Origin of the sequence: Thalassospira xiamenensis M-5 = DSM 17429 (assembly GCF_000300235.2) — a bacterium.
Lineage (GTDB): Bacteria > Pseudomonadota > Alphaproteobacteria > Rhodospirillales > Thalassospiraceae > Thalassospira > Thalassospira xiamenensis.
Genome location: NZ_CP004388.1, coordinates 3,469,001 through 3,494,064, shown reverse-complemented (window position 1 = coordinate 3,494,064; position 25,064 = coordinate 3,469,001). Strand labels below are relative to the sequence as shown.

General features: G+C 55.1%; 20 protein-coding genes. 7 read left to right on the top strand and 13 right to left on the bottom strand.

Annotated elements, in window-relative coordinates:
• Positions 1–103: 103 nt before the first annotated feature.
• From TH3_RS16255 to mauJ, 3 genes are read left to right on the top strand one after another with little or no spacing between them, the layout of a single operon-like run.
• Positions 104–2,461 (top strand): ATP-dependent helicase, encoded by a 2,358-nt coding sequence (locus tag TH3_RS16255; RefSeq protein WP_007089783.1) that lies wholly within the window; start codon positions 104–106, stop codon positions 2,459–2,461.
• A gap of 60 nt (positions 2,462–2,521) precedes the next feature.
• Positions 2,522–3,403 (top strand): 50S ribosomal protein L11 methyltransferase, encoded by an 882-nt coding sequence (locus TH3_RS16250; RefSeq protein ID WP_040061133.1) that lies wholly within the window; start codon positions 2,522–2,524, stop codon positions 3,401–3,403.
• An 18-nt stretch (positions 3,404–3,421) separates the two neighbouring features.
• Entirely contained in the window at positions 3,422–4,180 is a 759-nt protein-coding gene (gene mauJ, locus TH3_RS22905) for a methylamine utilization protein MauJ (RefSeq protein ID WP_139328258.1), read from the top strand.
• 11 nt (positions 4,181–4,191) lie between these two features.
• On the opposite strand, the gene TH3_RS16240 is transcribed toward mauJ, so the two are convergent.
• The 3 genes from TH3_RS16240 to TH3_RS16230 form a co-directional block, all read right to left on the bottom strand.
• On the bottom strand, positions 4,192–4,953 hold the full coding sequence (locus TH3_RS16240) for a sulfite exporter TauE/SafE family protein (protein WP_007089780.1): 762 nt from the start codon (positions 4,951–4,953) through the stop codon (positions 4,192–4,194).
• A 159-nt stretch (positions 4,954–5,112) separates the two neighbouring features.
• Positions 5,113–5,853: an SDR family oxidoreductase gene (locus TH3_RS16235; protein ID WP_007089779.1), complete on the bottom strand. Its 741-nt coding sequence runs from the start codon at positions 5,851–5,853 to the stop codon at positions 5,113–5,115.
• Positions 5,854–6,049: 196 nt separating this feature from the next.
• Positions 6,050–6,247 (bottom strand): hypothetical protein, encoded by a 198-nt coding sequence (locus tag TH3_RS16230; protein WP_139328259.1) that lies wholly within the window; start codon positions 6,245–6,247, stop codon positions 6,050–6,052.
• A 276-nt stretch (positions 6,248–6,523) separates the two neighbouring features.
• Between TH3_RS16230 and TH3_RS16225 the strand changes: the two genes are divergently transcribed.
• Both TH3_RS16225 and mgrA read left to right on the top strand, forming a co-directional pair.
• Positions 6,524–8,548, top strand: a complete 2,025-nt coding sequence (locus TH3_RS16225; protein WP_007089777.1) for an aminopeptidase P family protein — start codon at positions 6,524–6,526, stop codon at positions 8,546–8,548.
• A 164-nt stretch (positions 8,549–8,712) separates the two neighbouring features.
• Positions 8,713–9,768: an L-glyceraldehyde 3-phosphate reductase gene (gene mgrA, locus TH3_RS16220; RefSeq protein ID WP_139328260.1), complete on the top strand. Its 1,056-nt coding sequence runs from the start codon at positions 8,713–8,715 to the stop codon at positions 9,766–9,768.
• 58 nt (positions 9,769–9,826) lie between these two features.
• Here mgrA and TH3_RS16215 read toward each other — a convergent pair whose 3' ends face one another.
• Positions 9,827–10,732: a LysR family transcriptional regulator gene (locus TH3_RS16215; RefSeq protein WP_007089775.1), complete on the bottom strand. Its 906-nt coding sequence runs from the start codon at positions 10,730–10,732 to the stop codon at positions 9,827–9,829.
• Between the two features lie 141 nt (positions 10,733–10,873).
• Between TH3_RS16215 and TH3_RS16210 the strand changes: the two genes are divergently transcribed.
• On the top strand, positions 10,874–11,923 hold the full coding sequence (locus TH3_RS16210; RefSeq protein WP_007089774.1) for a DMT family transporter: 1,050 nt from the start codon (positions 10,874–10,876) through the stop codon (positions 11,921–11,923).
• Positions 11,924–11,932: 9 nt separating this feature from the next.
• Here TH3_RS16210 and TH3_RS16205 read toward each other — a convergent pair whose 3' ends face one another.
• A complete protein-coding gene (locus TH3_RS16205; protein ID WP_007089773.1) occupies positions 11,933–12,484 on the bottom strand; it encodes a thermonuclease family protein in 552 nt (183 codons plus the stop codon).
• A gap of 311 nt (positions 12,485–12,795) precedes the next feature.
• On the opposite strand from TH3_RS16205, the gene TH3_RS16200 reads away from it, so the two are divergent.
• A complete protein-coding gene (locus tag TH3_RS16200) occupies positions 12,796–14,010 on the top strand; it encodes a YuxH family protein (protein ID WP_007089772.1) in 1,215 nt (404 codons plus the stop codon).
• Here TH3_RS16200 and TH3_RS16195 read toward each other — a convergent pair.
• The 8 genes from TH3_RS16195 to TH3_RS16160 form a co-directional block, all read right to left on the bottom strand.
• A complete protein-coding gene (locus tag TH3_RS16195) occupies positions 14,007–14,399 on the bottom strand; it encodes a hypothetical protein (protein WP_007089771.1) in 393 nt (130 codons plus the stop codon). The genes TH3_RS16200 and TH3_RS16195 overlap by 4 nt on opposite strands.
• Positions 14,400–14,433: 34 nt before the next feature.
• Positions 14,434–16,503, bottom strand: a complete 2,070-nt coding sequence (gene ligA, locus TH3_RS16190) for an NAD-dependent DNA ligase LigA (protein ID WP_040061129.1) — start codon at positions 16,501–16,503, stop codon at positions 14,434–14,436.
• Between the two features lie 91 nt (positions 16,504–16,594).
• A complete protein-coding gene (recN, locus tag TH3_RS16185; protein ID WP_007089769.1) occupies positions 16,595–18,265 on the bottom strand; it encodes a DNA repair protein RecN in 1,671 nt (556 codons plus the stop codon).
• Positions 18,266–18,490: 225 nt separating this feature from the next.
• Positions 18,491–19,315 carry an outer membrane protein assembly factor BamD gene (locus tag TH3_RS16180; protein WP_007089768.1) on the bottom strand — a complete coding sequence of 275 codons (825 nt, stop codon included), beginning with the start codon at positions 19,313–19,315 and terminating at the stop codon, positions 18,491–18,493.
• A gap of 222 nt (positions 19,316–19,537) precedes the next feature.
• Entirely contained in the window at positions 19,538–20,506 is a 969-nt protein-coding gene (gene lpxC / locus TH3_RS16175) for a UDP-3-O-acyl-N-acetylglucosamine deacetylase (protein ID WP_007089767.1), read from the bottom strand.
• A 311-nt stretch (positions 20,507–20,817) separates the two neighbouring features.
• Positions 20,818–22,503 (bottom strand): cell division protein FtsZ, encoded by a 1,686-nt coding sequence (gene ftsZ, locus TH3_RS16170; RefSeq protein WP_007089766.1) that lies wholly within the window; start codon positions 22,501–22,503, stop codon positions 20,818–20,820.
• 255 nt (positions 22,504–22,758) lie between these two features.
• On the bottom strand, positions 22,759–24,009 hold the full coding sequence (gene ftsA, locus TH3_RS16165; RefSeq protein WP_007089765.1) for a cell division protein FtsA: 1,251 nt from the start codon (positions 24,007–24,009) through the stop codon (positions 22,759–22,761).
• 187 nt (positions 24,010–24,196) lie between these two features.
• The gene (locus TH3_RS16160; protein WP_007089764.1) at positions 24,197–24,976 is read right to left on the bottom strand and encodes an IclR family transcriptional regulator; all 780 of its coding nucleotides are present in this window, start codon (positions 24,974–24,976) and stop codon (positions 24,197–24,199) included.
• Positions 24,977–25,064: the final 88 nt, after the last annotated feature.

Sequence of the window (25,064 nt, the reverse complement as noted above, 5' to 3'; positions counted from 1 at the left end):
GTCGACGTTCCCGATTTGTTGCACAATAAGCAACCCGATATCGCCACTTGATTGAATGCCAATACTGGCCCCGTTTGCAGAGCATGTTATATATCCCGACATGATGGATGATCCCTTTGAAATCGATGAATTCGCCGCAAGCCCGGAAATGCGCCTTCAGGACGCACCCGCACCGGATTACCTTGCCAATCTGAATGCCGAGCAACGCGAAGCGGTTGAAACGCTTGATGGCCCGTTGCTGGTGCTGGCAGGTGCCGGGACCGGGAAAACGCGCGTTCTGACGACCCGCCTTGCCCATCTGCTGGAAACCAAGGGACAGACGGAGCGCCTGCATCCGCAGCAAATCCTTGCCGTGACCTTTACCAACCGTGCGGCCAAGGAAATGCAGGAACGTGTTGCCCATGCGCTGGGCCGTCCGGTTGAAGGATGGTGGCTGGGGACTTTCCACTCGCTGGCCGCCCGCCTGTTGCGCCGTCATGCCGAACTGGTCGGGTTGCAATCAAACTTCACGATCCTTGATAGCGACGATCAGGTCCGCCTGCTCAAGCAGATCATGGATGCCGAACAGATCGATCAGAAAAAATGGCCGGCCAAGCAGTTGATGGGTATCATCCAGCGCTGGAAGGACAAGGGGCTTTCACCCGAACGGGTCAATGAAAGTGTCGAGTTCGCCAATGGCGGAGCCAAATACCTGTATAAGATCTATCAGGAACGCCTTGCGGTTCTGAATGCGGCCGACTTTGGCGATCTTTTGCTGCATTGCCTGACCCTGTTCCAGAAACATCCGGAAATCCTGCGCCGTTATCAGGAAACCTTCCGCTATGTGCTGGTCGATGAATATCAGGATACCAACGTGGCCCAATATCTTTGGCTGCGCGCGCTGGCGATGGTTCATCGCAATATATGCTGTGTCGGCGATGACGATCAGGCGATCTATAGCTGGCGCGGGGCCGAGGTCGGCAACATCCTGAGATTCGAGTCCGATTTCCCCGGTGCCAAGGTCGTCCGACTGGAACAGAATTATCGTTCCACGCCGCATATTCTGGCGGCGGCGTCCAAGCTGATTACCTTTAACGATGGTCGTCTGGGCAAGGAGCTTTGGACCGAACTTGATACCGGCGAAAAGGTCTTTGTCAAAGGTGTCTGGGATGGCGAGGCCGAGGCGCGGCTTGTCGGCGAGGATATCGAAGCCCTGCAAAGCCGTGGCATCGGTGCATCCCAGATGGCGATCCTGGTCCGTGCCGGTTTCCAGACCCGCGAGTTCGAGGAACGGCTGATCACATTGGGTATCCCGTACCGGGTTGTTGGCGGACCGCGTTTCTATGAACGTCAGGAAATCCGCGATGCGCTGGCTTATATCCGCATGGTCGCCCAACCCGATGACAGCCTTGCGTTTGAACGCATCGTCAATGTGCCCAAGCGCGGGGTGGGAAAGGCCACCTTGCAAACCCTGCATCAATATTCGCGTGATCAGGCGGTTTCGCTTCCGGCGGCGGCGCTTGATCTGATCGGGACCGAGGAACTCAAACCCAAAATGCGTCAGGCGATTGGCGGGTTGCTGGGCGATTTCAAACGCTGGCGCGAGATGCTTGAAACCACATCGCATGTGGCGGTGCTTGAAACGGTTCTTGATGAAAGCGGCTATACCGATATGTGGCGGACATCCAAGGAAATCGATGCGCCCGGCCGTCTGGAGAACCTGAAGGAACTGGTATCCGCGATTGGCGAGTTTGAAAACCTGACCAGCTTCCTTGAACATGTGTCGCTGGTGATGGAAAATGAACAGAACGCCGATCAGGAAAAAGTCACCATCATGACCCTGCATGCGGCCAAGGGCCTTGAATTTGACTATGTCTTCCTGCCCGGTTGGGAAGAAGGCGTTTTCCCCCATCAGCGCGCCATGGATGAAAGCGGGGTGAAGGGCCTTGAGGAAGAACGTCGTCTGGCCTATGTCGGCATCACGCGTGCGCGCAAACGTGCCACCGTTTCCTATGCCGCCAACCGGCGGATTTATAACCAGTGGCAATCGGCCCTGCCGTCACGCTTTGTCGATGAATTGCCCGACGAGCATGTCGAACGCATCAGCGATACCGGCCTTGGCAATCATCGCGGCAATGTATCGCCCGGTGCATGGGGTGCCGATGACTGGATGAAAATGCCAAGCTGGGCGGATAACAAACCGGCGGAAAGCTATAATCCCTATGGCGGGACGGGTGAACGCCGGTTTGCCAGCGCAGGCTGGCAGGACCGGGTGCGCAAAAACGTGATCGACGTCAAGCCAGACGGTGAAACCAGCTACACCACCAGTTCGAAATCATCGAAATACAAGGTCGGTGATGCGGTACGTCATCGCAAATTCGGCCCCGGCACCGTCAAGTCGGTCGATGGCAACAAGCTTGAAATTCATTTCGAAGGTGTCGGCACAAAGAAAGTGGTCGACAGTTTCATCCTGCCGGGTTAAGCCGCCCGGACATTATTTCTGGTGCGGTCAAATGGCCGCCGCAATCTTGCGAGAAGCGATATGATCGAAACCGTTCGTTGCTATAATTTCACCTTCGAGGTCGATGGCAAATATGCCCCGGCCTTTGCCGAGGCGTTGTATGAGCATTGCGATGCCCTGTCGCATTTCGAACGGCCGGGCGATCCGACCGCGCCCTGGAAGGTCGAGGGCTTTTCGGGCGATCACCTTGACAAGACCGCGGTTGAAACCGCCGTATCATTGATGGCATCGGCCGTTGGTGTTGACGTGCCGGTCGTCGAATTTGGCACCTACGAGCCCAAAGACTGGGTCAGTGACAATCTGCGCAGCTTCAAGCCGATTTCGGTCGGCCGGTTCTATGTCCATGGCTCGCACTGGGAAGACGGCGTGCCGGTGGCCAAAACCGGTTTGCAGGTCGATGCCGGTCTGGCATTTGGATCTGGCGAACATCAAACGACCAAGGGGTGCCTTGCGGCAATCGATTGGATCGCCAAACATTCACATCGTCACAATGCGCTTGATATGGGCTGTGGCTCCGGCATTCTGGGCATGGCATGTGCCAAAACATGGCGCTGCCCGGTGATGATGGCCGACATTGACCCCGCATCGGTGCGCGTTGCCCGTGAAAATGCCCGGATCAACAAGATCACCGATCTGGTCACCGCAATTCATTCCAACGGGTTTAGCGACGTTCGCATTCGCAATGCCGGTTATTACGACATTGTCTGTGCCAATATCCTTGCCCGTCCGTTGCGTCATATGGCGCGCGACCTGCGCGGGACGCTGGCCGATGGCGGTTATGTGGTTCTGTCGGGGCTTCTGTCTCATCAGGAACAGTTTGTTCTGTCGGCATACCGCGATGTCGGCCTGTCGCTGGTCAAACGTTTCCCGGTCGAAGAATGGACGACGCTGGTGGTTGGCTAACTACTATAAGAGAGATTAGTGGCAAGATATTTGAGCTTTTCGGTTATTGGCGGAGTGCAATGGCCGATAAAAAAGGATGAATTCTCTTTTGGTGAAAATGTGCTTGTCGTATTGCCATGCTCTCGACAATACGATGCATCTATTCATATTGATTTAGATGCGAATAAAATTTCTCAGGACGACGCACTTTCACTCTTGTGCGAATTTGCAAGTTTGGTTGCTTGGGAAGACGATCAATTCTTGGCTCTTCACAATGGTGGTTGTGGAGCCGCAAAGCCCTGCCCGTTTCCTCGCAGTAGCAAGCTGGGTATGAGCAGCATCTTTGAAAAATGGCCGTGTATATGGTCGCCAATTGCAACCGAAAAACACAAAGTTGCGCTTGCCTTATATCGTGAAGGGTTAAACTCTGGAAGGTCGGATTGTCCTCAGTTTAGTCTTCTAAGTTTTTACAAAATCTTGGAGCATTTGCATCCTAATAGTTCTTCAAGAGTTAACTTTATGGAAAATATTGTAGCTGACCTCTCGCGTAATAATTCAGTATTTAAAGATGAATTGAAACGGTCAGGGCTTTATTCCTTGGCGGCAGAAGAAATTTCCAAGTATTTGTATGAAAATGGTCGTGGATTTGTAGCTCACAGCAGTAAGCCGCCTTTTTTGAATCCGGATAGTTGCGCTGACATGAATATTGTGGGCCAGACCTTGTGGCTAATGCAAATGCTCGCTAGATTGGCAATTGCTCGGTACTTTGAATTAGACGAAGAATTCATTTGGCATTAAGTGCATAACGTTCAATTCGCATAAAGGTGAATTGCGAACCGGTAAATCCCGAACCCGCCAAGGATCACGATCAGCAAACCAACCGCGATCATCAGGGGTTTGCGCGGAATGATGCGGACAAGCACGGCGGCAAGCGGTGCGGCGGGCACGCCGCCGATCACCAGTGCCAGTGCAGCCATCCCGAAACTTTCCAGTCCGAAATGCCCGGCAAAGGTCACGGTGATCATCACCGTGACGAAAAATTCCGATGCCGCCGAGGTGCCCAGCATCCGGTGCGGTTCGGCATGGCCACGATAGACCAGTGTGCTTGATACGATCGGTCCCCATCCGCCGCCGCCAACCGCGTCAAGGAACCCGCCAACCAGACCAAGCGGAGCAAGTCCGCGCATGGCCGCAGGCGGTTGTACTTTGCGCACCGCCTTGGCAATGACCAGAACGCCTAGTGCGCTTAGATAAATGGCGACAAACGGCGCAAGATATTCCCCGATCCCTGATGACAGCAACGCGGCCCCGGCAGCACCGCCGATGGAACCGGCAATCGCCAGTGTCCTGACCATTTTCCAGTCAACATTGCGCGCGAAATGATGTGATGTGCCGGAAACGGCGGTGGTGAAAATCTCGGCGGCGTGCACTGTGGCACTGGCTTGCGCCGGGGGAAAGCCGATGCTGATCAGGAGCGATGTCGATGTCAGGCCATAAGCCATGCCCAGCGCACCATCAACAAGCTGTGCGGCAAAGCCGATCAGAACGATCCACCAGAAAAAGTCGTCCATTTATGTGCGTTGCTCCAACAAGAACACAACGCCGGAATTGTATCGACAGGCCGCGTTTTTAATATCGGCAAATGCGCGGCTGGCGGAATGTCCGTCATGCATAAATGCCGCAGGACATTTTTGTGATTGTCGGGGTGATAGGGCTGTCTGCGACCGGGCTTATCGCCCGCCCGACACGTCAATCAGCGATCCGGTGACATAGGATGCACTATCTGACAGCAGCCAATAGATCAGATTGGCGACCTCGTTTGCCTTGCCCGCGCGCCCAAGCGGGCAGTTGGGGCCAAGTTCGGCAACCCGTTCCGGGCGGCCGACACTGCCATGAATATCGGTATCGATAATGCCCGGTCGCACCGCATTGACGCGAATGCCTTTGGGACCAAGTTCCTTGGAAAGGCCAATGGTCAGGGTGTCAATCGCACCTTTGGACCCGGCGTAATCGACATATTCGCCCGGTGATCCGAGTTTGGAGGCCATCGACGATACATTGACGATTGAACCGCCCCTGTTTGACATAGCACGTGCGGCCTCGCGGGCAACGATATAGGCCCCCAGAACATTGGTATCAAACACCGATTTCATCCGTTTGATGCTCATATCCGCCAGATCGCTTTTGGGGGCAACGATCCCGGCATTATTGACAACCGCATCAATTGTGCCGAACCGGTCAAGCGTTGCCTGAAACAGGTCAACAACGTCCTGTTCATATTTCACGTCGCATTTCAGGGCGAAAACATTGCCGGTTCGTCCTGCCCGTTCACACAGCGCGCAGGTTTCATCGGCACTTTCCCTGTTACCGACATAGCTGATGGCGACGTTCCAGTCGTTTTGCGCGCACAGAATGGCGGTGGCACGGCCAATCCCGCGGGAGCCGCCGGTGATCAGGACGGTTTTTGTCATGGATGTTTCCCCGAAAATCAATGTCGGGCGACACTATGGCGCGGGTTTTATGCCGGGGTCAAAAAGAAACGGCCCTGCTGTGGAGTAGCAGGGCCGTCTCAGAGGGAAAGACAAAAAAAAGACCGCAAGGATCGCGAACCTTCGATCCTGCGTGGCGTCCTATGGCATCAAAGACCTAGGCGGGCGGGATTGATCCCTATTCCCTGCCCATTGCTGCTACCGAAAGGGTCTGACCCCGATGGTGGCTTTCAGCGTCGTCTGACAGATTGGCAGGGCCTGTATCAAGGCCGAGCGCGGCTCTTTCCGCACGGGTGAGGCGCTCAAGACCGTCATAGGCCGTCTGACGACGACGCGATTGAACAACGCTTTGGGCAGTAATTGGAAAACGGATCACCGTTTTGGTCTCCTGCAAATTGACGTCCCGACGGGTCATCTTTTTGTCACCGGGATGTCATAGTTTAAACTTTCCTTAATTTGCATTGCGAAGCTTGCAGGGCTTTCATACCCATGATGCATGTGGTGGTATAGGACCAGAACAGGTGTAGTTTATTGCGGACCTGATCTGACGCGCAGGAAGGCGTTTTATGGCATTCCATCTTGCAAGTGATCAGCGAAAACCCTTAGATAGCTTTGGTCGGATGCTGCCCCACGCATAGAAACGAGGATTTTGATGACCCTTCCCGGCGATACCCAACTTGCTGCCATGCTTGAACGTGACGGCGTTAACAAGGACGTTACTGCCATTGTCGATCTGATCGACGGTGTTCTTGCCAGTGCCAATGGCGATACGCGAACCGATTGGCTTGATCTGGTGGGTGGCAAGCTTGGCGATGATCTGAAATCGGCCCTGCTGGCATTGCGTGATGAACGTAAATCGGAATTTCTGTATGCCAAGGATGGCTATGATGCCGCTGGTCGGGTTGAAGCCCTTCGCAAATATCTTTCGGCAAAGGGTGTCGATGGCTTCGTCGTACCGCGATCAGATGAACATCAGGGTGAATATGTTCCTGCCTGTGCCGAACGTCTGGCGTGGCTGACCGGCTTTACCGGGTCGGCCGGGGCGGCGGTGGTGCTTGCCGACAAGGCCGCAGTATTTGTCGATGGCCGTTACACCATTCAGGTCCGCCAGCAGGTGAACCGTGACATTTACGAATACCGTCATCTGGTCGATGAGCCGGTTGTCGGCTGGATCCACGACAATCTGAAATCGGGACAGAAGCTGGCCTATGACCCGCATTTGCATACCGTGCAGCAGGCCGAACATCTGCGCGGTGCGTGCAAGGGTGTCGGTGCCGAACTGGTCGCAATCGAACCCAATCCGATTGATGTTCTGTGGCATAAACAGCCCGCCATGCCGGTTGCGCCCGTGCGCCCGCATCTTCTGGAACATGCCGGTAAATCAAACGCGGAAAAACGCAAACAGATTGCCGAAATGCTCGAAAAGCTGGAATGCGACAGTGCGGTGATTTCAGCGCCTGACAGCATCGCCTGGCTTCTGAATATCCGGGGGGGGGATGTACCCCATATTCCGCTGCCGTTGGGATATGCCATCATTCATGGCGATGCATCGGTTGATCTGTTTATGGATGAACGCAAGTTTGCGGCTGAAACCGTCAAATGGCTTGAAAACGATGCGACCCTCCGCCAGCCCGGCGAACTCGAAGAAGCCCTTGGCGCGTTGGGCAATCAGTCGGTCCGCCTGGACGAGGCAACCGCATCCGACTGGTTGCGCATGAAGCTTGCCGATGCCGGTGCAACCATGCGGATCGGCCGTGATCCGGTGGCGTTGCCCAAGGCCTGCAAGAACGAGGTCGAGCTTGAAGGATCGCTCAAGGCGCATAAACGCGACGGCGAGAAAATCATTCGTTATTTCGCGTGGCTTGAAGAAGCCGCGTCAGATGGCAGTATTGATGAACGCATGGCTGCGGACAAACTTCTGGCACTCCGTGCCGAAGACCCGCTATTCCGCGATACCAGTTTCGAAACCATTCCGGGCAGCGGCCCGAACGGTGCGCTTTGCCATTATCGCAACACGCCCGAAACCAATCGCAAACTTTCGCCGGGCGAAATTTTCCTGATCGATAGTGGTGGGCAGTATCTGGATGGTACGACCGATATCACCCGTACAACCGTGATCGGACAGCCGACCCAGGAACATCGGGATCGGTTCACCCGTGTGCTGAAGGGGCATATCGCGCTTGCGCGCGCGATTTTCCCGGTTGGCACCACCGGCCAGCAGCTTGATACCCTTGCCCGTGCGCCGCTTTGGGAAGCCGGTCTTGATTTCGACCACGGTACCGGGCATGGCGTTGGCAGTTACCTTGGTGTTCACGAAGGTCCGCAGCGGATTTCCAAGGCCCCGAACAAGATCGCGCTTAAACCGGGCATGATCCTGTCGAACGAGCCGGGTTTCTATAAGGAAGGCGAATACGGCATTCGCATCGAAAACCTGATAGCGGTTGTCGAGATTGATGGTCCGGTCGGGGCGGATCGCCCGATGCTGGGCTTTGAAACGCTGACCTTCTCGCCGATTGAACGCAAACTGATTGATCCGGAACTGATGACCAAGGACGAATTGCAGTGGCTGAACGATTACCACGCGCAGGTCTATGCGATGTATGCCGACGATCTTGACGAAGATCTTCTTGAATGGCTGCAAAAGGCAACGGCACCGATCAAGAAACGTGCGGCGTAAGTTCCCCCTATCAAGTCAAGGCATATCACAAAACCGTCCCGACATATCGGGGCGGTTTTTTCACTTTAACACGCCTGACAGCGTGGTCTTTTTGCCTTATGAATAAAACATTGGATCGATTCAATTGTGGGCATGACCCAGAAGGAAATAATCAGGAGGAAGACATGGCGTCAGTGGAAGAAGGCTGGAATGCCAATCCCGCGCGATACGACAATGCGACCTATAACCGTTCGGGCAAAAGTGGCCTGATGCTGCCGCAGATCACGCTTGGCCTTTGGCAGAATTTCGGCGGTGTTGACGTTTTTGAAACGCAGCGTGCCATGATCCGGCGTGCCTTTGATCGCGGTGTCATCCATTTCGATCTTGCCAACAACTATGGTCCGCCCCCCGGATCGGCCGAAGAAAACTTTGGCAAGGTACTGGCAAAGGATCTGAAATTCCATCGCGACGAACTGGTAATTTCGACCAAGGCGGGCTATCGCATGTGGCCGGGGCCGTACGGCGAATGGGGGTCGCGCAAATACCTGATTTCAAGTCTGGATCAAAGCCTGTCGCGCATGGGTCTTGATTACGTGGATATTTTCTATTCGCACCGTGTTGATCCGAACACGCCGCTTGCCGAAACCATGGGCGCACTCGATCAGATCGTGCGTTCGGGCAAGGCGCTTTATGTCGGCATTTCGTCCTATTCCGCCGAAATGACCCGCAAGGCGCAGGCGATCCTGACTGATCTGGGCACGCCCTGTGTCATTCATCAGCCATCCTATTCGATGCTGAACCGCTGGGTCGAAACCGAAGGTCTGCTTGATACCCTGTCCGAACTTGGCATTGGCTGCATTGCTTTCTCGCCGCTTGCGCAAGGGCTTCTGACCAACAAATACCTGGATGGTGTGCCGGAAAATTCCCGTGCAGCCCTTGAAGGATCGTTCCAGCCCGGCATGTTGTCCGAAGACAACCTGAACCGTGTGCGCGCCCTGAACGAAATCGCCAAACGCCGCGGCCAGACATTGGCACAGATGGCGATTGCCTGGGTGCTGCGTCGCCCGGAAATCACATCGGCCCTGATTGGGGCGCGTCATGTCGAACAGCTTGATAACAGCCTTGATGCCCTGAAAAATCTTGAATTCAGTGCCGAGGAACTGGCTGAAATCGACAAATACGCGACCGATGGTGGCCTGAACCTGTGGCAGAAATCATCTGATTCCGAAGCCCCGGTCTGATCGCCTCAAAGCCCTTCCAGCAAACCCCGGTACGTTCTTCGTGCCGGGGTTTTGTTTTTTAATTATCCGCCATTGGCATGGTGCCCGCCAGATCGCGCAGCGTATCAAGTACGGCCTTGGCCCCGGTACTCAGCGGGCGATCCTGAAGCCACGACAACATCACCTTGCGCGATAGCTGCGGGTTGACGATCCGACGTGCCTTGAGCCGTCCGGTGGATAGCTCCATCACAAGCGAGCTTCGCGGCAAAACCGTATGGCCCAGATCGCGATGCACCAGATCGACCAGAACCCGCAATGCGTCGGCTTCGACCACCGGGGTCAGGGGACGACCGGCACGGAATGCTGCTTCCTGCATCTTGGCGCGCAACCCGTGTTTTGGCGTTGGCATGATAAGCGGTAGGGCCAATACATCTTCATAGGCAATTTCGGTTTCGCCTTCGCCAACGCGCGACGGATGGGAAATCAGAAACAGGTCTTCACGCCACAATGGTTCGGCATGCAGGCTGCGTGATATCATGCCGTCATGCAGGATGCCGATATCAAGCCGCCCTGATAACAATCCTTCCTGCACGTCACCTGTCAGATCCTCGGCAATCGAGATGTTCAGGTCGGGATAGCGTTCACGCAATGCTTCGACCAGTGCGCCGGTAATGACGATCCCCGCACTGGGCGGCACACCGACATGAACATGACCGGTCACCTTGCTGCGTCGCGCTGAAAGATCGGCCTCCAGCCTTGCGAGATCACCCAGAATAACCCGTGCCCGTTCCGCCAGTATCTGACCGGCTTCGGTCAGTTTGACCCCACGTCCGGTCCGTTCCAGCAGGCGGGTATCAAGTGCCTCTTCCAGAAGGTTAAGCTGGCGGCTAAGAGCTGGTTGCGACAGGTTCAGCCGGTCGGCCGCACGCGACAGGCTGCCAAGTTCGGCAATGTGAACAAAACTTCGAAGCTGTTTGATGTCCATTTATCTGCAATCCAAAACACAAATGAACCGGCTGATGTGTCTTTAGATATAGCAAATCCTGATATCTGATAACATTTAATTCGAATTGAATAATGGCTAGGCGCGGCAGATAGTTAAGGCCAAGAGAGACCGGAGACAATAATGACAAAACCATCCGCGCCATTTGCAGCCAACACCACGGCAAAGCCGTCGGGGTCGGCGCTGACCCTTGTATTGCTATCCACCGTGGCATTCGCAATGAAGGGGCTTTTGGCGAAATACGTTTATGCCACCGGCATGACGGTTGATGGTTTGTTGCTGCTGCGCTTTTTGATCGCGATGCCGTTTTTCTGGATCGGTGTTTATCTGTTTGGCAAACACCGGCCGGGCGAACGCACGATGAAGCCGGTCGATATCCTTTGGGGTGCGCTTTATGGCGGGCTGTTCTTTGCTGCTGCCCTGTTTGATTTTACCGCGGTGTCGGTCATTGATGTCACCGTCTCGCGGATCGTGCTTTTTACATTCCCGGCCATCGTTCTGATCCTTGAATGCCTGCATAAGTGGCGGCTTCCTCCCTTGCGCCAGTTTGTCTGCTTTGTCGTCACTTATATCGGGTTGGTACTGGTTCTCGCCCCCAACGGGATCGGTGCTGTTTCAGATCAGCTTTGGCTGGGGGCTTCTTTGGCGTTTGCCTCGGCTCTGACTTATGCCTGTTACCTTTATTTCGGGCAGCGGATGATTTCGGTCATTGGGTCGATGCATTTTGCCGCTATGGTCAATACTATGGCAGGTGTATCAATGATCATCTATGAACTGATCGTCACCAAGCCGCTAAATCTGAATGTCGATGGAGTTTTGTGGACCGCGGGCATTTCGATCTTCTGCACCGTGATCCCATTCTTTCTGCTGTTTGAAGGTATTCGGCGGATCGGGGCGACACAGGCAGCACTGATTTCGCTTTCGGGCCCTGCCATGACATTCTTTGCTGCCTGGCTACTACTGGGCGAAGTTCTGACCACGGCACAAGCCCTTGGCTTTGCTATCGTCATTGTTGGTGTGGCATCGATCAAGAATGGTGTGACACTGGCCGGTCTTGGTCGGTTACTGGCCCGTCCGTTCTTTTCGGCAACCGGTCGTCGTGGTTCGGGGGATGCCAACGTGACAGACACAGACGGCGAACCGGCAGCTGGTGCATCTGGCAAAGGCGCCTGACAGCGGCCTTTATTCGTCACGTTGCCAGCGGCGGACTTCGGTTTGATGTTCCGGCAACCTTTCTCCGCGTCGCCACAGCAGCGGGTCGATGAACTGCCCGGCCCATACCCCTGAACGACTTTGGCGTGCGCTGTTTTCAGCTGCAGCATAAGATGGCATTTCGTCGGTCCGTGCCACGGCCATGCCGCGTGCAATCATGCTTTGGCCGATATCAATCCCGTTGGCATTGCGACAGATCGCCATGTTGCGATGGTACCGGTTCTTGCCCTGCACCTTGCAGGTAATTGGCCCGGCTGCAATCAAATTGGTAACGACCTGCCATGCATCCGCACCGCATGCCGTGGTTTGACCATTCATGATGCACCGCTGAAACCGTTCAAGCGCGTCCGCCCCCCAAAGATCAACGCGTTTGAAACCAAACTCCAGCGTGTCGCCATCAACCGCACGCGCCTTGCCAACCAGTTCATCGAAATCGGGGTCGGCTAGTGCCGGACTCGCGACGAACAAGGCCGTAACCGTTCCCAGAACAAGCATGGTTTTGAAGAAATGCATCGGGCTCATGGTTTATCTGACTGTGTGATCGGCCAAGTATCTATCGTGTGCTGTCTGTCGACAGAAATCAAAGAAAGTGTTGGTTCAGGCGGCAGTTGAGTACGAATCTTAAGTGACTGATCGTCAATTCAAAGTCATGTGCCCGGTCAACCATTACTTGACATGGGCACATTAGATTCCGTAGAGATATGTACTATATTAAAGTATAGAATAACTCTTGACCCGTGCCTAGCACGATCCAATTCACAGACCGGGACGCTAAAGGAAGTCGCGATCAACAGCGACACATACAATGAAGTTGCATCGTTAGGGGTCCTTGGATGAATAGAACAGTCCCGAAAGAGTTGCTCGCCAGTATTCAGAAATCCGGCCTTCATAAACCTGACCATTGCGCGTTCGTTCTTGATTTTACAAGTGTGCCGACAACACGAAGCCGGACGGTTTTTTGTTCATTTGTCCGCTACTTTCAATATGGCTGTCTGCAAAACCTGACGCCGCGCATTTTATCAGACCACACATTCGTCCTGACGATGCCCAACGACCAGCGCAGCCGAATGGAAGAACTGGTCGAAAATGTAAGAACATTTTTGCTGGCACGCCGATATGGCGGCCTTGACTGCAAGGTCTTCGATCTTAGTGAGGAAGCATCTGCTTTTGCGCTCTGCTGTGTCGGTCATATGCGGGCCATCACACGCGAAAATGCCGAAGACTTCCTTGATTTCTATCTGGCACCGCCAAAAAACGTCACCCAGCTTGGGCAACTTGTCGAAATCGAGCGGATCATTGGCCAGGCTGACATCTCGATGCATATTCGCAGCCAACTGATCTGGGAATTGCTGCCGGAAAGCACGCCTGCGCTTGCCGGTGAGGAGTTCTGGGTTTCTATTGCCGCGATGGAAGAAATCTCGGGCAAGGAAATCCTCAACGATGAATGGATGTTCGCGCGTTTTACAGAGCTTCTGGATAACCGGGTTCTATCCTACGTCACCAAGGAAAACTATACGGGTGATGTCGCGCGGTTTCTGAACCTGAATCCTGTGGCTGTTGTCAGCGCCAATTTTCAGCGAATGATCAAAACCATTCCATCCCGTCAGCTTCGCAAGTTAACGGTGGAAATCCCGTTGCTGATGTGGCGAAACAATCCCAAAGTCCGTCAGGGAATTTTGTCACGTTTTCAAAGGCATGGCATTCGACTGGCCTTTGATCGTGTTCCGCTGTCGCGGTTGACACAGCTTCTGGCCAAGGAAACTGAAATCGCCGACTTCATCAAACTGCATGTGGCGGATTGCGAACCCGATGAAATCAGGCAGACACTCGACCAATGTTCGCCCGATCTGATCAATAAAATAGTTTTCTGCCGCTGTGAGACAGTGGCGCAGATCGAAGCCGGTGTGCAGGCAGGCGTTTCATACTTTCAAGGGTATGGATTGGCAGGTTTTCTTGATGCGCCCGTTGAAATTGAACGGGTACTGGGCAAAGCCACAGCGAAAGATCTGCCCCGTGCGCGTCTGGCCCTGGGGCGTGCGCGCGCCTAATAAAGGTCGCTGTATCGAATCTCGTCAAGCTGGGCAAAAACGATTTTCCATTTCTCGTCCTGTTTGAGCAGGGCAAAGGCATAATCACAATCAAAGATCAGATTGTTTTCCGAATTGCCGAACCGGAACGACACGATAGCGCGTGATCCGCCGGGCAGGGCGGAATGCTGTTCGACCAGCATCGATTTCGCCATTGCCAGATCGGCATTTTTCAATTCATCAAAAAACGACTGATTGTATTTATGCAGATCCTCCACCGAGCCGATGGCATGAACCCCCATCAGGTCATTGATCAGGCACGGGAAGTGATAGAACGCATCAAGGGCGTCTGCTTCGAATTTAAGATGTGCATCGGCATAGCGGCGAAAAAAGCTGCCAAGGTCTTCCATAGGATACGTTTTCCTTCCGCTTTGCCCGCGCTGATCAATCGGCGATCAGATCAAGCCATCCTTGTTCATCCAGAACAGTAACACCTAATTCTTCTGCTTTCTTTAATTTGGAGCCCGCACCCGGTCCTGCAACCAGAAAATCGGTTTTTGCCGATACCGAACCGGCTACTTTCGCACCAAGGCTTTCGGCTTTGACCTTTGCCTCGTTGCGCGAAAACAGTTCCAGCTTGCCGGTAAAGACAACCGTTTTGCCGCTGACGGGGCTGTCGGTAACCTGCGGTGCTTCGACATCTTCGATGGTCAGAACGGCCTGAAGGTCATCAAGAACATCGCGGTTATGTTCTTCGGCCATGAATTCAATCAGGTCATGGGCCACACTGGGGCCGATCTGATCGATATTGATCAGATCGCGTAACGCGTCACTATCGGGTGTTCCGGCATCATTCATCGCTGCGCGCCATTCCGTGATCGATCCGTAATGCCGCGCCAGAAGCTTTGCCGTCGCCTGACCGATCTGGCGGATGCCAAGGGCATAGATAAACCTGTCCAGCGGCACGGTCCGCCGTTCATTGATGCTGGCAAACAGCTTTTCGGCCGATTTATCGCCCCAGCCTTCAAGCTTTCGAAGGGCGTCCCCGTGCTTTTCCTCGATCCGGAAAATATCGGCAGGTGATTTGACCCAGCCGAGGTCAAAGAACGCCTCGATATGCTTTCCGCCCATGCCTTCGATATCGAACGCATTGCGCGACACAAAATGTTTCAGTCGTTCAACCGCCTGTGCCGGACAGATCAGCCCGCCGCTGCATCGTGTGACGGCTTCGCCTTCTTCGCGCATGGCGTGGCTGCCGCATTTCGGGCAGGTTTCCGGGAAGTCATAGGGCACGGCGTCATCGGGCCGTTCATCAGTAATGACCTCGACCACCTGCGGGATCACATCACCAGCCCGCTGAATGACGACAAGGTCATTGACCCTTACGCCGAGCCGTTCGATTTCGTCGCGGTTATGAAGGGTCGCGTTCGAGACCACAACGCCGCCAACCGTGACGGGTTCAAGCCGCGCAACCGGGGTTAGTGCGCCAGTGCGCCCAACCTGGATATCAATCGCCTTAACGCGGGTGCGGGCCTGTTCGGCCGGGAATTTATGGGCAATTGCCCAGCGCGGTGACCGGCTGACAAAGCCAAGCCGCAACTGCAATTCGAAGTCGTTGACCTTATAGACAATGCCGTCAATGTCGTAATCGAGTTCGGCCCGTTGATTGCCGAGTTCCTCGTAAAACGCCATGATCTCGTCGGTGTTGTGCAAAAGCGTCGTGTGGGGATTGGTGACAAAGCCCCAACCCTTGATCTTGCTGATGAAATCCCAATGCGTCTGCGCAAGACTTTCGGACAGTTCGCCAAAGCTGTAGGCAAAGAAACGCAGCGGGCGTTTGGCACTGATGGTCGGGTCAAGCTGGCGAAGCGACCCGGCGGCGGCATTGCGCGGATTGGCAAATGTTTTACCACCGGTTTCGGTCTGCGTTTCATTCAGCTTCTGGAATGCCGAACGCGCCATGTAAACCTCGCCACGGATTTCAACGACGTCGGCCGGTGCATCTTCGGGCAGGATTTTGGGGATGTCGGTGATATGGGCGACATTGGCGGTGACGTCTTCGCCCTCTGTCCCGTCGCCGCGCGTTGCAGCACTGACCAGTTCACGGTTTTCATAGCGCAGCGATAGTGACAAACCATCGATCTTGGGTTCGCCAACGATTTCGACCGGGCTGTGCGCCGTCAGGTTCAGGAAACGGCGAATACGGGCCAGAAAATCAACAATGTCCTCACGCGAAAATGCGTTGGCAAGCGACAGCATCGGACGCGCATGTTTGATCTTGGCAAAACCATCGGCCGGGGCGGCACCAACTTCTTGCGTCGGACTGTTCTTCTTGAGCGTCGGATAGCGTGCTTCAAGTTCGATCAGGCGATTGAACAGTGCATCATATTCCGCATCGGGAACCAGTGGTTCGTCATTGATATAATACGCTTCGTTAAAGCCGCGAATACGGTCGGAAATTTCGGCATGCTGCTGGCCTGCCTCGGTCCGGGTTTCGGGCATGTCGGGGACAATGGACGAGGTTGACCCTTGTTCGGCGCTCATATTTCTTTTTATCCGTATTCAAACGGCTGGAACAGGCAGGGAAAATACCCTGTCAAACGTTCTAGCGGGGTTGGTCTAACAGGCTGTCTGCCGCAGCACGGGCTTCGGCGGTGATCGAATGTCCGGCCAGCATCCGTGCGATTTCTTCGCGTCGGGCACCATCGACCAGCTCATTCACACGGGTTACCATGCTGCCGTCATTTTCGCTTTTGGCAATATTGAAGTGGGTGCGTCCACGTGCGGCGACCTGTGGGCTGTGCGTAATCACAAGAATCTGGCGTTCCCCGGCCAGCAAATGCAACCGTTCGCCAATCGCGGCGGCTGTTGCGCCGCCAACACCACTGTCGACTTCGTCAAATACAAGGCTTGGCACGGCAGAAACACGCGCCAGAACCACCTTGAGAGCAAGCAGGAAGCGCGAAAGCTCGCCACCGGACGCGATTTTGTTCAGCGGTCCGGCCGGACTGCCGGGGTTGGTGGCAACCATGAACTGGACGCGATCAATCCCGTCGATACCCCATTCGTTTTCTTCCAGTTCGGCAATGTCGGTAACAAACCGCGCCTTTTCCATACGAAGCGGCGGCAGTTCACCGTTAATCGCGGTATCAAGGGTTTCGGCCGCGGCTTTGCGTGCGCCATGAAGCTTTTGCGCGGCATCGATAAAGGCGGCCCGATGTTCGGCAACGGCAGCGGTCAGGCGTGAAAGTTCCTTTTCGCCGAATTCAAGCTGATCGATCTGGCTGCGGTATTCCTTCATCAGGCCATTCAGCCCATCAACCGTTACATTGTATTTGCGCGCGGCCGCGCGCAGCGCAAACAGCCGTTCCTCAACCGTTTCCTGCTGCCCGGTATCGACATTCAGATCAGCAAGGGTAACCGATATCGCACGCGATGCTTCTTCAAGTTCGATGGCGGCACGGTCCAGTGCCTCGATGATCGGTTCAAACCGGCCTTCGGCCTTTTGCAATTCGCGTTCAAGATGGCGCTGCGCACTGCGAAGCGCACTTTCGGCACCCTTGCCGCGCGACAGTTCGCCTGCGGCATCATTCAGGGCTGCAACAAGCTTTTCCCCATGCATCAGGAACTGGCGTTCCTCGGCAAGGCGTTCTTCCTCGCCTTCTTCGGGACCAAGTTTTTCAAGTTCGTCAACCGCGTGGCGCAGCCATTCTTCTTCTTCGCGCGCCTTGTTGATGCGGTTGGTCGCCGCTGTCAGTTCCTTTTGCGTATCGCGCCATGCGCGCCACTGATCGCGCACCGTAAGTGCCAGACTGCCAAGATTGCCGTGCGCATCAAGGGTCGCGCGATGGGTGGTCGGATCCAGCAATCCGTGCTGGTCAAACTGCCCCTGGATTTCGACACAGTAATTGCCGACATCGCGCAAAAGGCCGACCGATACCGACTGATCATTGACATAGGCGCGCGACCGCCCGTCCGAGGTGACAACACGACGCACCACCAGTTCGTCGTCCTCAACCTCGATATCTTGTTCGGCCAGAAGCCTGTAAACCGGATGACCGGCGGGCAGGGTGAAGGTTGCGGTAACGCTGCATTTGTCCGTACCATGTCGGACAAGGCCGCTATCGGCGCGTGCGCCAAGTGCCAGCCCCAACGAGTCAAGCAGGATCGATTTCCCGGCACCGGTTTCCCCGGTAAGCACACTAAGCCCGTCGCGGAAATCAAGGTCCAACTTGTCGATCAGAACAACATTTCGGATGCTAAGCCGTCGGAGCATTGCGGGATACTGACATTGTTAAAACAGGTGCGATCGTGCCCGTCAGGCAGCGTCGCGACAAGCAGAGTGCCCAATCACAGCGCGCCTTGCAAGCTTTGGCAGAACGCAAAATCTGCCGCATCCCTGTGTGCCGCAGGAAAGAGCGAAAAATGTTGAAAAACAACTGACAAGAAATCGGTGTTCCTGATGCGTTCTCGTGTCGGAAGTCACGCGACGCGTCAAGAATCAGAACCAGTCACCAAGGGCGGTGGTGGTCGAATGCCACCAGCTTTCTCCCTCGCGGGTGTTGATGCCGTCACCAACCAGAAGATCGTATGATTCCTCATACCACGGACTGCCCGGGAAGTTATGACCCAGTACCGATGCGGTGCGTTTGGCTTCGCCTTCAAGACCAAGTGCCAGATAGCTTTCGGTCAGGCGCGCTAGCGCTTCGGGGACATGCGTGGTGGTCTGGTATTTGTCGAGGACCATTTTAAACCGGTTGATCGCAGCCAGATATTCACCACGATCCTGATAATAACGGCCAACACTCATTTCCTTGCCAGCAAGGTGGTCAACCGTCAGATCCTTTTTCAGTTTCGCGTCACGCGCATACTGGCTGTCGGGGAAACGGCGGATAACGTCATCAAGCGAATCCATCGCATGCTGTGTCATCTGCTGATCGCGGCCGACGTCGGAAATCTGTTCGTAATAGGACAATGCTTTCAGGTAATAGGCGTATGGCACATCCGGGTTTGCCGGATGAAGCGAGATAAAGCGATCAAGGGCTGTGATCGCGTCGTCATACTTGTTGTCCTGATAATAGGCATAGGCCGACATCAGGGTCGCCTTGGTCGCCCACACAGAATAGGGGTGCTGGCGTTCAACCTCGTCAAAGGCCTCGGCTGACTTCTGGTATTCCTTGGCGTCCAGAAGGTCCTGCGCGCTGTTATAAAGTTCGGAAACCGGGCGTTCGACATATGCCGGTTTGTCGTCGCTGGAGCAGGCTGCAAGAAGCAGGGCCAGACCACAAGCAGCAATAACATTCTTGGCGGAAGCCTTACGAAGCACTGTGACGTTTCCTTAAGCTTTGTGACGCGTTCAGGCGGAATTTGCCAGACTATACCATGCCTGTACGGGCATAGGGCAAGGGGTTGTGTTACCCCGCAGGCACTTTTCTGCATCCCGGTCGGAAACCGGATCGCGGTTTCACAAGCCGTGGTTGGGCAACGCAATAAAAAAGCGGCCCCCAGGGACCGCTTTTTGCAAACAAGATCATATCAAAAAAGCTTCTCAAGCCGTTGCGAGCGCAGGGGCTTCAACCGCATGAAGGGCCGATTTGCGCATTGGCACAACGCGCCACGCACTTGCATCGGCAAACAGCGCCTTCAAAAGCAGGTTGTTGACATGGTGACCGGATTTATATGCCGTCACTTTGCCCTGCAACTGCTTGCCGGCGGTGTAAAGATCGCCAAGCGCGTCAAGAATCTTGTGACGGACGAATTCGTCGTCGTAACGAAGACCTTCTTCATTCATGACTTCGTCGCCCGAAAGGACAACGGCGTTATCAAGCGAACCGCCCCGTGCAAGGCCCATCGACCGCATGGCTTCGACTTCGTGCAGGAAGCCGAAAGTCCGTGCACGGGCGATATTGGCAACAAACACGCCATCGTCGAATTTGACCGACATGCGCTGATTGTTGATTGCCTTGCTGGCGAAATCGATTTCGAAATCGACCTCAAAGCCATGCCCCGGTTCGATCCGCGCGGTGCAGCCCTTGTATTCGACTTCAACCGGTTTCAGAACCTCAATTACCTGACGCGGTGCATCCTGTTCCTCAATCCCGACGCAATCGATCAGGAAGTTGAACGGTGCCGAACTGCCATCCATAACCGGCACTTCGTCGGCATCAATGTCGATCAGAACGTTGTCGATGCGTTGCCCCGCAAGGGCAGCCATCAGATGTTCGATGGTACCAATCTTGATCCCGGCATCCCTGTCGCCAAGGCAGGTGCAAAGCTGCGTATCGATCACACCATCGTAACGTGCCGGAAACAGCGGTTGGCCATCCAGATCCGTGCGGCGGAATACGATACCGTGATTTTCAGGTGCAGGGTGAAGGGTGATGCGGATTTTATGACCTGAATGAAGCCCGACACCGGCACAGCCGATGGATGCTTTAAGGGTCCGCTGACGCACGACATCATGATCAGATGCGCCCGAATGCGAAAGGGCAGCGCTGAGGTCTGCAATTTTGTTCACGGGAACCCCCAAAAGTCAGGTCAGTCAAGTTTGGCAATGAATGCGCCCTATCGGCGCTTGGGGTATGAGCCCCATTTCTTAGTTTCAGACCCTACAGGCGCTGTGACAAGAGAACAAATCACTCTTTGTTACGCTTTGTAAATGGGATAAGTAGCTGATAAATAAAGAAATAATGTGAAAAATCTGATCGAATATCATTTCAGGTTACGCAGAGGCAGATGTTTGGATGACCGGGCCGCATTAAAAAACTTGGACCGCATTAAAAAAAGGGGAAGGCCAAAGCCTTCCCCTTCTTCGCGCGGAGAATGTCGTCAGTTGGCCTGACGACGCAGGAAGGCCGGAATTTCCAGAAGGTCGTCAGACGCATTCGACGTCTTGACGCGGGAAGCTGGATCCGCCTTCAAGGACTGGTTTGCATTCTCGCCAAGCGACATTTCGGTCTGGCGCGGTGCCGGAGCCTGCGGCTGCGGGTGTGCCTGACGCGGTGCCGCGTGGTGAGACTGTTCTGAATGGTCTTCGTGACCGCCCTTGTTTTTACCAAACAGGGTCCGCAGACCAAAGCGCGGCGGGGTTGCGTTCTGGGCATCTGCTGCTTCGAACACATCCGGGCTGTGATTTTGTTCTGCGTCGCTCGGACGGGCCGGGCGCGGCGGGATAAAGGCCATGTCACCGTTTTCTTTCGGCTTTTCGGCCGGGGTGAAATGCTGTGCCGGACGCGAAACCGGCTTCGGTTTCAGAACGGTCTGACCCAGTTCAATCGAACCGGTATTGTTGCCAGCAGGCTGATTGCTCAGTTCCGGCTGCTGGGCGCTGCCGGTTGCGGCAAAACGTTCTGCCGGAATTTCGTCGATTGATGCACCGCCCTGATAACCATCATGCCCATTTGCAATGGCGGCGTCCGCGGCGCTGGCGACGGCGGCTGCCGCACCATGCTGACCAAAGGATGGGGTTGCCGGTTTTGCGGCCTGTTCGGCCGGTTTGACCGGGGCAACCGAAACGGTGGTCGGCTGCGGACGACGGACTTCCTCGGCATCGATACCGGTGGCAACCACGGAAACGCGCAGTGCGCCTTCGATGGTCGGGTCGAACGTCGAACCAAAGATGATGTTGGCTTCCGAAGCAACTTCCTCGCGAATACGGTTCGCGGCTTCGTCGACTTCGTAAAGGGCCATATCCATGCCGCCGGTGATGTTGATCAGGACCGCACGTGCGCCCTTCATCGAAGCATCTTCCAGAAGCGGATTTGCAATGGCGGCCTCGGCGGCCTCAAGGGCACGTTTTTCACCCGTGGCTTCACCGGTGCCCATCATGGCTTTGCCCATCTCGCTCATAACAGTGCGAATGTCGGCAAAGTCAAGGTTCACAAGGCCCGGGACCATCATCAAATCGGTGATGGAGCGCACGCCGTTGCGCAGAACGTCATCAGCCATCTGGAAGGCATCTGCGAATGTGGTTTTTTCATTCGCGACCCGGAACAGATTCTGGTTCGGAATGATGATCAGCGTATCAACATATTGCTGAAGCTGCTCGATCCCCTGTTCGGCAGTGCGCATACGGCGCGTGCCTTCGAAATGGAACGGTTTGGTAACGACCCCAACCGTCAGAATGCCGGCTTCCTTGGCAGCACGTGCAATGACCGGGGCCGCACCGGTACCGGTACCGCCGCCCATGCCCGCGGTGATGAACACCATGTGGCTGCCTTCAAGCTGGGCCTGAATGTCTTCGATGGATTCTTCGGCGGCCGCACTGCCCGCATCGGGACGTGCGCCAGCACCCAGACCCTGGGTGATTTTGCGACCAAGCTGCATCTTGCGTGCTGCTTTGCTCTGGCTCAGGGCCTGTGAGTCGGTGTTGGCAACAACAAAATCACAACCTTCAAGTTCGGATGCGATCATGTTGTTAACGGCGTTTCCGCCAGCGCCACCGACGCCGATAACGGTAATCTTCGGTTTCAGGTTTTCTTCCGTTTCAGGAACGGAAAAATTGATCGTGCTCATTGTTTGCTCTTCCTCTCCGCGCTTTAGAGCTTAAGATCGGCGCGGCCTTCCCGTTGCCACGCTAAGTCTCAGGTGTCCCCCGGACATTAGACCTTGGCATTCGTTTTAGCGGGCAAAGAGTTATTGCCGTATTAATAACAATGGAAGATTTCGAAAATTATCGCGTTTTTTTCGCGAAATAATTTTCGCGTTGCGTAAAACGCCTTTCATGCCGGATCGGGCAGGCCGCGAAAAGCCTTGGAACGGACAGGGAAACTAGAAGTTTTCCTTGAACCATGCGCCAAGTCGACCCCAACGCCCACCCGATTGACGAATTTGGGCCATTGCTTCGCTAAGCGGATCGTTCTGCTGCTGAAGGGCGCGCAACAACAAACCCGCACAGGCCGAAAATGCCGGGCCGGCCGTGGCTTCGGCAAGACCTGATACCCCGTGCGGTGTGGCAATGGTGGCCGGGCGTTCGAACATCTGGCTTGCCAGATCGGCAATCGCGTTAAGCTGGCTGGCGCCGCCCGTCAGAACGATGGAACGACCGCCGATCTGTGACAGGCCATGTTCATCCAACTGATCGCGAATCAACTCAAACGTTTCTTCAAGACGCGGTTTGATGATGTTGATCAGCATCGAGCGCGGCACATGATTGACGTTGTTTTCATCTTCATCGCCGATCACAGGGACCGCCAGGATTTCCTGATCGTCGGACGGCGATGTCAAAGCACTGCCATGCAGTGTTTTCATGCGTTCGGCATGATTAAGCGATGTGTTAAGCCCATAGGCGATATCGCGCGTCACATGCGCCCCGCCGACCGGTACGGTCGCGGTATAGATCACCTGACCGCCGTGGAAGACGGCAACGCTTGTGGTGCCGGCCCCCATATCGATCACAGTCGCGCCAAGGTCGCGTTGATCGGCAGTCAGCGCCGACAGGCCCGATGCCAGCGGGGTGACAACCGTTTCCTCGATCCTCAGATGGCAACGCCCCAGAAGGGTTTCCAGATTGCGAAGCGGGGCGGTCTGGGTGCGCACAAAATGCAGATCAAGCCCGACGACAGAACCGTACATGCCGCGCGGATCACGAAGACCTGTGGCGGCATCGACCCTGAAGCCCAGCGGCACGGTATGGATCAACTCGTCACCCGCCTGGCGCAGAACGGCGTCCTTCTGATCGTTCAGTTTGCGGATTTCAAGATTGCCAATCGGACGCGATCCCAGCGGCAGTTCAACCGTGTGGGTTTCTGATTCCGGGCTGCCGCCAGACAGATTGACGATGACGGAATCAATCGTGTGGCCTGCCATTTTCTCGGCCGCATTCACCGCCGCAAGGACAACTTCCTGTGCAGCATCAAGATTGGCAATTGATCCGCTTTGCAGCCCCTTGGACATGTTATGTCCGATGCCGATGACTTTCGGGGCTTCGCCCTTTTCACGTCGGGCAATAAAGCAACAGACCTTGGACGTGCCGATGTCCAAGGCCGCGATCAAGCCTGATCTGGTTTTGCTGCGTGCCAATTGAATGCTCTGAACTTTTTTAAAAATTATGATCTGCTTTCTGTCCGCCAGATCTTATGCCGGTTTTCGCCCATAAGCTGTTGCAAATTGGTTAAGGCAGGGCCGCGTTATTCGGTATTTTCCAAAGCTGTGCGTCTGTCTGTGGCTGCGCTGGCGTTCCCTTGGTCTGGCCGGACCGGGTTTTACCTTATCTGGATGGCACGATCGATTGGGCAGCTTCAACAACAAGCGGGGCAATTTCTGCTTCCGCGCGTTCGATTGTCCATCGGATCGACGGCAAAGAACAGTGGATGGCACCAACCGGTATTCCGTCGATGCTGCAGATCGGGGCGGCAACGTTGACTTCATCGGGTAAAACCTGCCCCTGTGTCGTGCAATACCCCTTTTCGCGTGCCATCAGGATATTGTCGAGTATGGCATCGCGATCCATCGTTGTCCGGGGGGTGTATTGCCGGATTGGCCAATTATTCACTGCGTCACGAATGGCCTGATCTGATTGGCGGCTCAGGATAATGCGCCCGGACGAGGCTACCAGTGCCGGCACCCGTCGGCCAATCGCAGAAGCCCCGAAATTGGTGCGGTGGTTGGGCATGCGCACGACATAAATAATGTCGGTTCCGATTGGCTCTGCCATGTTGATGGTTTGGGATGTCTGGCGGCTCAGGTCGATCAGGCGGGGCATTGACAGCTGCGCCAGATAATCAGCCCACAGATAACTGTACGCCATTTCCAGATATTTGACGGATGGCCGAAACCGGCGAGTCTCCGGATTCTTTTCCAGATAGCCAAGCTCGTAAAGCGTGTTGGCATATCGTTGTGCCGCACTCTTCTCAAGGCCGGTAACCTTTACAAGATCGGCCAGGCCAAGTTCGGTTTTGTCTTCTGAAAAAGCTTCGAGTATCCGCATGCCCTTTTCAAGGGATGTGACAAAAAGGGTGTCCTGCTGCCGGGCTTTGGCATTCGCCATGGTCGCGTTTCCTCGGTTTTTTAATGGCAAACGTGCTGGTTGACATGCAGCTTCCAGTTGCCTTATCGTAGTTTTATACAGTACGCTG

Coding starts and splice junctions, on each gene's coding strand:
- TH3_RS16255 (WP_007089783.1), top strand. CDS start 104: ATGGATGATCCCTTTGAAATCGATGAATTCGCCGCAAGCCCGGAAATG.
- TH3_RS16250 (WP_040061133.1), top strand. CDS start 2,522: ATGATCGAAACCGTTCGTTGCTATAATTTCACCTTCGAGGTCGATGGC.
- TH3_RS16240 (WP_007089780.1), bottom strand. CDS start 4,953: ATGGACGACTTTTTCTGGTGGATCGTTCTGATCGGCTTTGCCGCACAG.
- TH3_RS16235 (WP_007089779.1), bottom strand. CDS start 5,853: ATGACAAAAACCGTCCTGATCACCGGCGGCTCCCGCGGGATTGGCCGT.
- TH3_RS16225 (WP_007089777.1), top strand. CDS start 6,524: ATGACCCTTCCCGGCGATACCCAACTTGCTGCCATGCTTGAACGTGAC.
- mgrA (WP_139328260.1), top strand. CDS start 8,713: ATGGCGTCAGTGGAAGAAGGCTGGAATGCCAATCCCGCGCGATACGAC.
- TH3_RS16215 (WP_007089775.1), bottom strand. CDS start 10,732: ATGGACATCAAACAGCTTCGAAGTTTTGTTCACATTGCCGAACTTGGC.
- TH3_RS16210 (WP_007089774.1), top strand. CDS start 10,874: ATGACAAAACCATCCGCGCCATTTGCAGCCAACACCACGGCAAAGCCG.
- TH3_RS16205 (WP_007089773.1), bottom strand. CDS start 12,484: ATGAGCCCGATGCATTTCTTCAAAACCATGCTTGTTCTGGGAACGGTT.
- TH3_RS16200 (WP_007089772.1), top strand. CDS start 12,796: ATGAATAGAACAGTCCCGAAAGAGTTGCTCGCCAGTATTCAGAAATCC.
- TH3_RS16195 (WP_007089771.1), bottom strand. CDS start 14,399: ATGGAAGACCTTGGCAGCTTTTTTCGCCGCTATGCCGATGCACATCTT.
- recN (WP_007089769.1), bottom strand. CDS start 18,265: ATGCTCCGACGGCTTAGCATCCGAAATGTTGTTCTGATCGACAAGTTG.
- ftsZ (WP_007089766.1), bottom strand. CDS start 22,503: ATGAGCACGATCAATTTTTCCGTTCCTGAAACGGAAGAAAACCTGAAA.
- TH3_RS16160 (WP_007089764.1), bottom strand. CDS start 24,976: ATGGCGAATGCCAAAGCCCGGCAGCAGGACACCCTTTTTGTCACATCC.